The organism is Cupriavidus sp. 01L46 (genome assembly GCF_056399905.1).
In genome coordinates, this window is sequence record NZ_JBFTSF010000208.1 from 1 (window position 1) to 11,770 (window position 11,770).

11 protein-coding genes are annotated in these 11,770 nt (G+C 57.5%); all 11 read left to right on the forward strand.

The window, feature by feature from the left end; genetic code table 11:
- Positions 1-663 (forward strand): glycoside hydrolase family protein (locus AC1DS3_RS27655; protein WP_477128362.1); only part of this gene is annotated, 663 nt, incomplete at its 5' end.
- On the forward strand, positions 626-1,066 hold the full coding sequence (locus AC1DS3_RS27660; RefSeq protein ID WP_477128363.1) for a GtrA family protein: 441 nt from the start codon (positions 626-628) through the stop codon (positions 1,064-1,066). The genes AC1DS3_RS27655 and AC1DS3_RS27660, both read left to right, overlap by 38 nt.
- A complete protein-coding gene (locus tag AC1DS3_RS27665) occupies positions 1,063-1,953 on the forward strand; it encodes a class I SAM-dependent methyltransferase (protein ID WP_441633367.1) in 891 nt (296 codons plus the stop codon). Before AC1DS3_RS27660 ends, AC1DS3_RS27665 begins: the two co-directional genes overlap by 4 nt.
- Before the next feature lie 62 nt (positions 1,954-2,015).
- A complete protein-coding gene (gene rffA / locus AC1DS3_RS27670; protein ID WP_441633369.1) occupies positions 2,016-3,158 on the forward strand; it encodes a dTDP-4-amino-4,6-dideoxygalactose transaminase in 1,143 nt (380 codons plus the stop codon).
- A gap of 583 nt (positions 3,159-3,741) precedes the next feature.
- Positions 3,742-4,794, forward strand: coding sequence for a dTDP-glucose 4,6-dehydratase (gene rfbB, locus AC1DS3_RS27675; RefSeq protein ID WP_441633371.1), 1,053 nt, complete (start codon positions 3,742-3,744; stop codon positions 4,792-4,794).
- 1 nt (position 4,795) lies between these two features.
- Positions 4,796-5,734, forward strand: coding sequence for a dTDP-4-dehydrorhamnose reductase (gene rfbD / locus AC1DS3_RS27680; RefSeq protein WP_477128366.1), 939 nt, complete (start codon positions 4,796-4,798; stop codon positions 5,732-5,734).
- A 102-nt stretch (positions 5,735-5,836) separates the two neighbouring features.
- Positions 5,837-6,388 carry a dTDP-4-dehydrorhamnose 3,5-epimerase gene (gene rfbC, locus AC1DS3_RS27685; protein ID WP_441633373.1) on the forward strand — a complete coding sequence of 184 codons (552 nt, stop codon included), beginning with the start codon at positions 5,837-5,839 and terminating at the stop codon, positions 6,386-6,388.
- An 86-nt stretch (positions 6,389-6,474) separates the two neighbouring features.
- Positions 6,475-8,394, forward strand: coding sequence for a polysaccharide biosynthesis protein (locus tag AC1DS3_RS27690; RefSeq protein ID WP_477128364.1), 1,920 nt, complete (start codon positions 6,475-6,477; stop codon positions 8,392-8,394).
- 662 nt (positions 8,395-9,056) lie between these two features.
- Positions 9,057-10,418, forward strand: a complete 1,362-nt coding sequence (locus AC1DS3_RS27695) for a UDP-glucose dehydrogenase family protein (RefSeq protein WP_441633377.1) — start codon at positions 9,057-9,059, stop codon at positions 10,416-10,418.
- Between the two features lie 10 nt (positions 10,419-10,428).
- On the forward strand, positions 10,429-11,379 hold the full coding sequence (locus tag AC1DS3_RS27700) for a UDP-glucuronic acid decarboxylase family protein (RefSeq protein WP_416049419.1): 951 nt from the start codon (positions 10,429-10,431) through the stop codon (positions 11,377-11,379).
- Positions 11,380-11,412: 33 nt separating this feature from the next.
- Positions 11,413-11,770, forward strand: a 358-nt coding sequence (locus tag AC1DS3_RS27705; protein ID WP_477128365.1) for a polysaccharide biosynthesis protein, incomplete at its 3' end; no start/stop codon positions are given.

The following is an 11,770-nucleotide window of genomic DNA, read 5'->3' on the forward strand; positions in this document are numbered from 1 at the left end:
GGAGTGAGCATAGGGAATTGCTACGAGGTGGATGGATATCAATATATCCTCTTCATGGGCTGGCAGTGTCCTCCGGGTGAGCATTGGCGAGGCGAGGTTGGGCGACTGAGACTGACGGTCGGGCGTGATTGGCAGCTGCAGCTGGATGGCCATTCGCCGTTTATGGCGCTCGATGAACTAGATCCTATCAGCCTGTCCTACCCTTGGGTGTCGCGTGAGCATGATGGATCGTATCGAATGTGGTACGGCTCAACGCTGACCTGGGATGCTGGCAATGGAGAGATGCTTCATGTGATCAACCGGGCCACGTCGTGCGATGGTCGGAACTGGGTGAAGGGTGGCCTGGCGGTTCCCTACAAGCTGGGAGTTTCGCAAGCTTTTTCCCGCCCGACGGTCATCGGCAATGAGCGCGATGGCTACCATATGTGGTTTTCCTATCGTAGTGGAGACAAAACAAGCTATCGCATTGGCTATGCGACGAGTGACGATGGCGATAACTGGCTGTCGCGTCTCGAGGATGTCGGCATTGGGACATCTGCATCTGGTTGGGACTCGGAAATGATCGAATATCCATTTGTTTTTGCTCATAAAGGCAGATGGCTAATGCTTTACAATGGAAATGGTTATGGAAGAACCGGCTTTGGAGTCGCCGTATGTGAGTGAGCGTCAAAGGCGACTAGGATCTACGTTATTTCGCTATGTTCTGGTTGGCTTGCTTAGTAATGCTGCGGGATATGGAATATATATTCTGGTTGCGTGGCTGGGCGTCAAGCCAATGTTGGCCATGTCGCTGCTCTATTCCATAGGCGCAATGCTTGGGTTTTTTGGCAATCGCCAGTGGGCGTTCGCCCATGATGGAAAAGCGCTGCATAGTCTGGTTCGCTATTGGGCGACTCACCTTATTGGCTACGGTTTGAATTTTTCTATGTTGTATTTTTTTGTCAATCGGTTAGGCTATTCGCACCAGTTGGTTCAAGCCATAGCAGTGTTTGTGGTGGCCGGGTTTCTATTTCTGATGTTTAATTTCTTTGTTTTCCCTCAATCGAGGGAGACGCGCCGATCATGATCGCCTGTCCTCAATGTAGCGGTCTTTATTCGTCAACGGATTCTGGCTGCCCGGTGTGCCATTTTTCTCCCCAGATGGTGAATGGATTTCCCGCTTGGGCTGCCGATTTATGCATGGCGGGAGGGGGATTCAAGGCCGAATATTTTGGTACTTTAGTTCGACTCGAGGAGGGGAATTTTTGGTTTCAGTCGCGGAACAAGCTGATTGAATGGGCGCTGAAGAAATACTTCTCCGGACTTGAATCCTTCCTGGAGGTCGGGTGTGGGACAGGCTTCGTCTTGTCCAGTGTCTCCCGTGCATTCCCTGAAGCCCACCTCGTCGGCAGCGAGATCTTCGCCGACGGTCTCGCTTTAGCGGCAAGCCGTTTGAAGACGGCAGATTTTGTCCAAATGGATGCGCGTCGCGTTCCCTATGTTGACGAGTTTGACGTGGTAGCCGCCTTTGACGTCATTGAGCATATTGAGGAGGATGAGACCGTTCTGGAGAATCTCCATCGCGCAATCAAGCCAGGTGGTGGACTACTGATCACCGTCCCTCAGCACAGTTGGCTGTGGAGTGCTGCTGACTCGTATGCTTGCCATGTGCGGCGCTACTCCGCCCAGGACCTTCATGAGAAGCTCGGCCGCGCTGGCTTTGACATTGTTCGTAGCACGTCGTTTACATCTCTTTTACTCCCTGCCATGCTGATCTCGCGTCGGCGTGCGGGATCCGGGGAGGAGTTCAACCCACTTGCGGAATTTGAAATCAACCCTGTGCTTAATCGCTTGCTGAAAGTGGTCTTGGATATCGAGCGTTATTTGACTCGACTAGGGGTAAACTTCGCTATCGGCGGCTCCCGTCTCGTCGTGGCAAAAAAGAAAATGCCGACTACGGTTGGTCCCGTCTGAGAAGATAGCATTGACAATCCCATTCTATTGGGTTGTAAAAAGCCTGCCGGAAATACTCTGCTATGAATAACCAAAACCGCATACCGTTCAACTGGCCCCATATGACGGGGAAAGAGCTCTATTACATCGCTGAATCCCATTTCAACGGATCACTGGCAGGTGACGGGCCGTTCACCAAGAAGTGTCATGGATGGCTCGAACAGAAAACCGGAAGTGCGAAGGCGCTCCTATCGCATTCATGTACCGCGGCATTGGAAATGGCGGCCCTGCTCCTGAACGTGCAGCGGGGCGACGAAATCATTATGCCGTCTTACACATTTGTCTCGACGGCGAATGCCTTCGTGCTGAGGGGGGCGGTGCCGGTTTTTGTCGATATCCGTGAGGATACGCTGAACCTCGACGAGGGCCTGATCGAGGCAGCCATTACGCCCCGTACCCGAGCTATCGTTCCCGTTCACTACGCCGGCGTGGCTTGTGAAATGGACACCATTATGGCCATTGCAAAACGCCATGGCCTCAAGGTCGTGGAGGACGCAGCGCAGGGAGTTATGGCGAGCTACAAGGGGCGTGCGCTTGGGGCTATTGGCGACCTTGGCGCCTATAGCTTTCATGAGACGAAGAATGTCATCTCGGGCGAAGGGGGCGCCTTGCTGGTCAATGATCCGGAACTGGCCCTCCGAGCGGAGATCATTCGGGAGAAAGGCACCGACCGAAGTCGCTTCTTTCGGGGTGAAGTGGATAAGTACACCTGGCAGGAGGTTGGCTCGTCCTTTCTGCCAAGCGAGTTGACCGCAGCCTTCCTGTGGGCGCAGCTTGAAGAGGCCGACTCCCTGACTGCACGCAGGCTTGCGCTCTGGAGCGTCTACCATGAGCAACTGGCCCACCTGGAGGCTAGTGGTCGCCTGAGACGACCAATTGTTCCGGTTGAATGTACGCACAATGCGCACATGTACTACGTCCTGCTTTCGCCGGGAATCGACCGGCAGAAGGTACTGGAAACGCTGAAAGCTCAGGGCATTAACGCGGTGTTCCACTACGTGCCGCTGCACTCGGCCCCGGCTGGCATTGAGTATGGCCGGCAGCATGGCGCCTTGACCGTCACCGACAGTGTCGCCAGTTGCCTGATCCGCTTGCCCATGTGGATAGGACTGACCAGCGATCAACAAAGCCATGTGGTATCAGTTCTCGCGCAGGCTCTTGAATAGGGCTCGGTAAAGGCGTTACCGGGCGGCCAGGGGCAATGAATGACGCACGCGTTTGACCCTCTGTGCACAAAGAGACGCTTGACAGGCGTCCTCTCTTGCAGCGGACTTTGGCTCACAGCGTCGCCTGGTAGTGCCTAGGATTTAAAGCGACGCTTTCTGCCGTTTGCCGTTTGCGCTGATGCTCCTCAGCCGCGACCTTTGGCACTGGCTGCCCCGACTTGTGAACTCGGCGCTTGTTCGTTTGCGATGCTGGGAGAAGGGAGTTTGCGCGATTCACGCGGCACTTTTCAGTGCTGAACGCTGGCACCCATTTGTTGAAAAATGACGCATAATGCACAAAATACGGCGCTAGAAGAATCGAGCCATCGAACTTGTGCTGCCTGTCGTTTTTGTCCAGACCTCGCGGTGGGACGTTACAACAGGCTACAAAAAGATGGGCGCTCAGGTTAAGCGGGTGCTTCCGGTCGGATAGAATACCGCCACTTCTGCAGACACTTAACATCGCCGTCCATTTTGGACCAGGCGGAGGCTTGGCACTGGCCAGGTTCTCAAAGATCTATTAGATAGGCAGGGAGCACTGGTCTTGTCCCACATACTTGTCACTGGTGGCGCCGGTTTCATTGGCGCCAATTTCGTTCTTGACTGGCTTCGCGAGGACGGATCAGACGCGGTCGTCAACGTCGACAAGCTGACTTACGCCGGCAACCTGGAATCTCTCGCCTCGTTAAAGGGGAGTAATCGTCATATATTTTCGCGTACCGATATATGCGATCGTATGGCGCTGGATCGTCTTTTTTCGGAATACCGGCCGCGCGCGGTGATCCACTTCGCGGCTGAAAGCCACGTCGATCGCTCGATTGAGGGGCCGGGCGGGTTTATTCAGACCAATGTCGTTGGCACCTTCACATTGCTCGAAGCCGCTCGCACCTACTGGAGCGGTCTGGAAGCCTCAGCGCGCGAAGCCTTCCGCTTCCTGCATATCTCCACAGATGAGGTATTCGGTTCCCTGCGGCCCAGTGACCCGGCATTCACGGAAAGCACCGCCTATGCGCCCAACAGCCCGTATTCGGCAACCAAGGCAGCGGCAGACCATCTGGTCCGCGCTTACCATCATACCTACGGCCTGCCAGTCCTCACCACCAACTGCTCGAACAATTACGGCCCTTATCATTTCCCCGAGAAGCTGATCCCGCTCGTTTTGATAAAGGCGCTGGCCGGCGAGCCGCTGCCCGTGTATGGCGACGGCCTGAATGTGCGGGATTGGCTCTATGTTGGCGATCACTGTGCGGCCGTTCGGGCTGTGCTCGCCAAGGGCCGGCTGGGGGAAACCTATAACGTCGGCGGCAGTAACACCCGGACGAACCTTGATGTCGTGCACACGCTATGCGATCTGCTCGACGAGCTTCGCCCGAAGGCGACAGGCTCGTATCGGCAGCAGATTACCTTCGTCGCCGATCGTCCCGGCCATGACCGGCGCTATGCRGTCGATTCGCGAAAGCTCCAGGCGGAACTGGGCTGGACATGCAAGGAAACCTTCGAGACCGGGCTACGCAAGACAGTCCAGTGGTATCTCGATAACCAGGCATGGGTTACAAATGTGATGTCTGGTGAGTACCGAAAGGGGCGGGATGAGTGAAATGCCGGATCAGGCGCATCGCATTCCCGTCCTTCTTGTAACAGGAAGCAACGGCCAGGTCGGTTTCGARCTGCGGCGCTCTCTGAGCCCTCTTGGGCACGTCATTGTGACGGACCGGGCTGCATGCGATCTGTCGCGCCCCGATGAAATTCGTCGCGTCATGCGGGAATACCGCCCTGATGTGATCGTTAATGCAGCAGCCTATACCGGAATGGACAAGGCGGAAAGCGACATTGAAAGCGCTTACGCCGTGAATGCCACTGCGGTGGGTGTCCTTGCCGAGGAGGCGCGGGCTTTCGGTAGCTTGCTGGTGCATTATTCGACTGACTGTGTCTTTGATGGTCGTCAGGCGACGCCATATGTGGAAACCGATGCGGTCAATCCGATATCCGTCTRCGGTAAGAGCAAGCTGGCTGGCGAGCAAGCCATAGCCCATGTGAGTCCCGCGGCACTGATACTTCGGACGTCCTGGGTGGCGGGGGGGCATGGCAACAATTTTGCCAAAACGATGCTGCGGCTTGGCGGCACGCAAACGATGCTGCGCGTGGTTGCAGATCGCTTTGGCGCGCCCACCGGCGCCGCGCTAATCGCCGACGTGACGGCGCAGATTGTCGCGCGGGCGTGGCTCAATGGCGACCGCGATGTTTTCTCACCTGGCATCTATCACCTCGCAGCCGCGGGTGAGACCAGTTGGCATGGCTACGCCAGTGAAGTTCTGCGTTACGCCGCGGCGCATGGCGTGGCGCTCAAGACGGACCCGGACCGGATCCAGGCGATCGCCGCAAGCGAATTCCCGTCGGCGGCGGCGCGCCCGGCCAGTGCGCGACTGGATACGACCAAGCTACGCCAGACGTTTGGTATTTACCTGCCGGACTGGCGGCAGGGGGTGCATCACTTGCTGGATCAGATACTTGCCCGAGCAGGCCATCATGCGCAATGAATTCTCTTCTGACCCCGATTCAAGTGTGCTGCATGGCGTCGCGAGGAACCTTGGCGAGCAACGGCGGCGCATGCCGCTAGCGGCAAAGGAGGGTGATCAGTCATGCGTTTGAAGGCGACGCCGACCGCATTGCCGGAGGTCCTGGTCCTCGAGCCGGCAGTCTTCGAGGACGAGCGTGGATTTCTTTTTGAGAGCTTTAGTGCTCGGAATTTCGAACTCGCCACAGGTTTTAGCGGCACATTTGTTCAAGAAAACCACAGTCGATCCGTTAAGGGGGTGCTTCGCGGGCTGCATTACCAGTTGAAACGCCCTCAGGGAAAACTGATTCGGGTCGTGTCGGGCGAAGTTTTTGATGTGGCGGTGGATTTGCGCCGACAATCGCCTCATTTCGGTCAGTGGACAGGTATCCGGCTGTCGGGCGAAAGCCATCGGCAACTCTGGATACCGCCGGGATTCGCCCACGGGTTTCTTGTGCTCTCGGAACAGGCGGAAGTGCTTTATAGGTTATCTGAGTATTGGAGCCAGCAAGACGAGCGCACCATTGCCTGGAACGACCCGCAGCTTGGCATTGCGTGGCCGCTCGAGGGCCAGTTGATCCAGTCGGACAAAGATCGGAACGGCACTTCTCTTGTCGAGGCGGAAGCCTTCCCTTAGTTCATGAACGGTCCGTGCGCTTCGTGCGCTGGCTGGTTTCCTGCCAACAAAGTGATGGCCCAACGTGACAACTAAACAGTAACTCAATGATGCTCAAGAAAATTTCCGAGATGTCGCGCCAGAAGAAAATTCTTCTGATGTTGGTGCTCGACTTCTTCCTGCTGCCGATTTCCCTCTGGTCGGCGGTCGGCTTGCGGACGGATCATTGGGCTGTCAGTTCACAGTACCCGATCAGCCTGTATTTCGTCACCTCCTTGGTGGCTATCCCGGTTTTTATCAAATTGGGCTTGTACCGCTCGGTAGTGCGTTACATGGAGGACCGGGCCATCCTGACCATTGTTGTCGCGGTCACCATCTCGATCGGGATGTTCGGTTCGCTGATCTTCTTCCTGGGCCTGTCCAACGTCCCGCGCGGGGCGCTCCTGATCTACTGGCTGCTGGCCATCGTCTATATCGTGTGCAGCAGGTTCTTTGTGCGGGCGGCATTCAGGATGTTGCCGTCCTTTGGCCACCACGGCCAGAAGGTCATCATCTATGGCGCGGGCGATGCCGGGCGGCAGCTTGCCGTCRCCCTGGGCGTGGGCTCTGACTACGAGCCAATGGCATTCGTGGATGACGACATAAAGAAGCGCGGGCTCAGCATCGCGGGCATCAAGGTCCACGGCGCCGATGAGCTACCCGAACTGGTAAGGCGCCTTGCCATCCACCAGGTGCTGATCGCAATTCCGTCCGCTTCGCGCAGCCGTCGCATCGAAATCGTGAATGCGCTAGAGCCACTCGCGGTCGAGGTGCGGGCCGTCCCCGGCATGGCGGAGATGGTTTCCGGCGAGGTGCGCCTGGATGACGTGCGCGAGGTGGAGATCGACGAGCTGCTGGGGCGCGACGTGGTTGCCCCGAACATGAAGCTGTTGATGGAGAACATTGCTGGCAAGAGCGTCATGGTCACTGGTGCCGGCGGGTCTATCGGCTCCGAGCTGTGCCGGCAAATCATCAAGAACAAGCCCGCGCGCCTTGTCCTGTATGAGCAGTCCGAATTTGCCTTGTACGCCCTAGAGTACGAGCTGCAGCAGAYTGTCACGGAGAAGGAGCTCCCGATAGAACTGGTGCCGGTACTTGGCTCGGTGCAGAACGGCGAGCGGGTCTTCGGCATCATGTCGCGCTACGGGGTGCAGACCATCTATCACGCAGCTGCCTACAAGCACGTGCCCATTGTCGAGTTCAATATGACCGAGGGCATATTGAATAACACGGTCGGTACCCGGATCACTGCGGAGGCAGCGATTCGTGCCAACGTCGAAGCGTTCGTGTTGATCTCCACCGACAAGGCCGTGCGGCCGACCAATGTCATGGGGGCGAGCAAGCGGATGGCTGAATTGTGCCTGCAAGCGTTCGCGCAGGACCCGAACGTGCGCACCCGTTTCAGTATTGTCCGCTTTGGCAATGTGCTCGGTTCGAGCGGCTCGGTGGTGCCACTGTTCAGGACCCAGATTGCCGCAGGGGGGCCCGTGACGGTGACGCACCCGGATATCATCCGGTACTTCATGACCATTCCCGAGGCAGCTCAGCTTGTCATCCAGGCGGGGGCGATGGGCGGCGAAGGCGAAGTCTTCGTGCTCGATATGGGCCAGCCCGTCAAAATTGTCGACCTGGCCCGGCGCATGATCCACCTGAGCGGCTTTCAGGTAAAGGACGAGACGAATCCTGACGGCGACATCGAGATCCAGTTCACCGGGCTGCGCCCCGGGGAGAAGCTGTACGAGGAGTTGTTGATCGGGGATGCCGTGAGCGGCACCGGCCACCCGCGCATCATGAAGGCAGACGAATCCTTCCTGAGCCGAGAGCAGCTCGATGAAAAGATGAAGTGCCTCATCCAGGCTTCGGACTCCAACGACTGCGAAGCCATCCGGACGATTCTTCTCGAATGCGTTTCAGGGTTTCGCCCGGACCGCGATATCAAGGACCACTTGCATGAAGAGCCGGCTCCGCGTATTCGTCTCCTGCGCTGAGTACGCCCTTATGTCTGCGTCGAAAACATCTCGGAATGGGCTGCGGCGGAGCCGGAGTGAACCAAGAGTGCAGTGCACGGTGAAGGTGGGCTACGTCCTCGCGCGGGGGCGACGACATGCCGATCACTGTGCAGGCTTTCTCCGCTTGCCTGCCAGTCAGGCTCCGGCGGCGGCTCAAGCCCGGGAAAATATGGCAAAATGTTGTAGTTTTGTATCCTGGGTCAACAAGTTGGAAAGTGACGGAAGCGTAACTCTGCTTTGCGCTCCGGCGCGGCTGCTCTTCCGAAGTGCCGATCTTGTGGGTGCGACTCCCAGGCAGCAATGGATTCGCGCTGATCGAGTGATCCCGGTCAGGCGGTGTCGGCGAGGGGATTCAAGCTGTACCAGGGTTGCCCGCCAACTCCTGCAGGCTGGGCGGACGCACTATAGTCCCCATCCTCCCCATCCTCCCTATCCGGCGTACAGCTCGCGTGCACGTCCGGGTGTATCCATTCCGATCGAATCATGAGGTGTCGATACCCGATTGAGCATCGGAAGGTGTCTGTATTTTGCGATGAGAAGTTTTGTGCCGCTACCGACAATTTCTGGGACGTAGGGTTATGGCGCCGGAGGCCGGTGTGCTCTCCAACAATCGCTTGATTATGCAAATATTGGCTTGAGAAATGAGAATTACTATTATCGGTACCGGCTATGTCGGGCTTGTGACAGGCACCTGCCTTGCTGAGCTAGGCAACAACGTCTTCTGCGTTGATGTCGATGCGAAGAAAATCGATTTGCTGAACAACGGCGGCGTRCCCATCTATGAGCCCGGCCTCAAGGCGCTGATTGACCGGAATCGTGCAGCGGGCCGGCTGAAGTTTTCGACGGATATTGCCGCCAGCGTTGCGCACGGCGATATCCAGTTTATCGCCGTCGGCACGCCGCCGGACGAAGACGGTTCCGCCGACCTGAAGTACGTGATTGAGGCCGCCCGGAACATCGGTCGTCACATGGATTCGTTCAAGGTTATCGTCGACAAATCCACCGTTCCGGTAGGAACGGCGGATAAGGTGAAAGCGGCGGTGGCGGAGGAACTGAGCCAGCGTGGCTCCGCACACCTTGACTGCGCGGTGGTCTCCAATCCGGAGTTCCTCAAGGAAGGCGCGGCAGTTGAGGATTTCATGCGCCCCGACCGKATAGTAGTTGGTGTCGCGTCGGACGAAGCCGGGGAAAAGGCCAAGGCGATGATGCGGACGCTGTATGCGCCGTTCAACCGCAACCATGAGCGCATGTACTTCATGGATGTGCGCTCGGCGGAGTTCACGAAGTATGCCGCCAATGCCATGCTTGCCACGCGTATCAGCTTCATGAACGAGTTGGCGAACCTGGCCGACCGGGTGGGTGCCGATATCGAACTGGTGCGCCAGGGAATTGGCTCCGATCCCCGAATTGGCTATAGCTTTCTTTATGCGGGGATCGGCTATGGCGGTTCCTGTTTCCCGAAGGACGTGCAGGCGCTGGCAAAGACCGCGGCACAATTCGGCCAGTCGACCTACGTGCTGGACGCGGTCGAGAAAGTAAACCAGGCGCAAAAACGCGTGCTGGTCGACAAGGTGCTCGCTCGCTTCGGCAATGACATTGCCGGTAAGCGCTTCGCGGTCTGGGGGCTGGCATTCAAGCCGGAAACGGACGACATGCGTGAAGCGCCGAGCCGCATCATCATTCAGGAGCTCCTGGACCGCGGGGCGATCGTGCACGCGCATGATCCCGTTGCGATGGAAGAGGCCCGCCGCGTGCTGGCCCAGGATCTCGCCGATCGTGACGGTGCGCTGGAGCATTTGCATTTCGTCGATCAGCCCGAGAGTGCGCTGGTGGGCGTTGATGCTTTGATTATCGTGACGGAGTGGAAGGCTTTCCGGAGTCCGGACTTCGACGCGATGCGTCGCGACATGAAGAATCCGCTCATTTTTGACGGCCGGAATCTCTTTGACCCCTCGTCGATGAAGAAACTAGGCTTCGAGTATTTCGGTATCGGCCGCTCATAAAACTTTGAACATGCGAAATTACAATTCCCGCCAGCGAATCCTGGTGACCGGCGGCGCCGGCTTTCTCGGTTCGCATTTGTGCGATCGCCTCATCGAGCAGGGCAATGAAGTGCTGTGCGTCGACAATCTCTTCACGGGCGCCAAGCAAAATATCGAACATCTGCTCAGCCATCCTCGTTTCGAGTTCATCCGCCACGACGTGACCTTCCCGCTGTTCGTGGAAGTCGACCAGATCTATAACCTGGCCTGCCCGGCGTCGCCTGTCCACTATCAGCACGATCCGGTGCAAACCACGAAGACGTCGGTGCATGGCGCCATCAACATGCTTGGCCTCGCCAAGCGGGTCGGCGCCAAGATCTTCCAGGCCTCGACTAGCGAAGTCTACGGCGACCCGGTCGTGCACCCGCAGCCCGAAGCCTATTGGGGAAACGTGAATCCCATCGGTATCCGCTCGTGCTACGACGAAGGCAAGCGATGCGCGGAAACCCTGTTTTTTGACTACCACCGCCAGCATGGGCTTGAGATCAAGGTTGCCCGGATCTTCAATACCTATGGCCCGCGGATGCACCAGAACGACGGCCGTGTGGTATCGAACTTCATCATGCAGGCGCTGCGCGGTGAGCCGATCACAGTGTTCGGGGAAGGCAAGCAGACGCGCTCGTTCTGCTTTGTCGATGACCTGATCGACGGCATTGTTGCCCTGATGAGCACGCCCAAGGACTTTACCGGCCCGATGAACCTGGGCAACCCGCACGAGATGACGATGCTCGAGCTGGCTAGTCACATCATCGAGCTGACAGGTTCCCGTTCCACGATCGAATTCAAGCCCTTGCCGTCCGACGATCCCACACAGCGCCGTCCTGATACCCGTCTGGCTGAGGAGATGATCGGCTGGAACCCGTCGGTGCATTTCCGCGACGGACTCAGCAAGACGGTCGATTACTTCAAGCGCTTTGTATAAGCAGCCCAGCTCATTTTTCAGAAGAGATTCGCAATGTTCAATAACAAGTCTATTTTGATCACGGGCGGTACGGGCTCGTTTGGCAGGAAGTACGCACGAACGATTCTGGCCCGCTACAAGCCGAAGCGTCTTGTGATCTACTCGCGCGACGAACTCAAGCAGTTCGAAATGCAGCAGGACATCGATGCACCGCCGATGCGCTATTTCATCGGCGACGTTCGCGATGGCGACCGCCTGTCCCAGGCCATGCGTGGCATTGACTATGTCATCCACGCTGCCGCGCTCAAGCAAGTTCCCGCAGCGGAGTACAACCCGCTGGAGTGCATCAAGACCAACATTCATGGCGCCGAGAACGTAATCTATGCGGCGATCGCCAACACTGTCCACAAGG

What these genes read in the sequence shown, in the direction of transcription:
- AC1DS3_RS27660 (WP_477128363.1), top strand. Translation starts at nt 626, where the DNA reads ATGGAAGAACCGGCTTTGGAGTCGCCGTATGTGAGTGAGCGTCAAAGG.
- AC1DS3_RS27665 (WP_441633367.1), top strand. Translation starts at nt 1,063, where the DNA reads ATGATCGCCTGTCCTCAATGTAGCGGTCTTTATTCGTCAACGGATTCT.
- rffA (WP_441633369.1), top strand. Translation starts at nt 2,016, where the DNA reads ATGAATAACCAAAACCGCATACCGTTCAACTGGCCCCATATGACGGGG.
- rfbC (WP_441633373.1), top strand. Translation starts at nt 5,837, where the DNA reads ATGCGTTTGAAGGCGACGCCGACCGCATTGCCGGAGGTCCTGGTCCTC.
- AC1DS3_RS27700 (WP_416049419.1), top strand. Translation starts at nt 10,429, where the DNA reads ATGCGAAATTACAATTCCCGCCAGCGAATCCTGGTGACCGGCGGCGCC.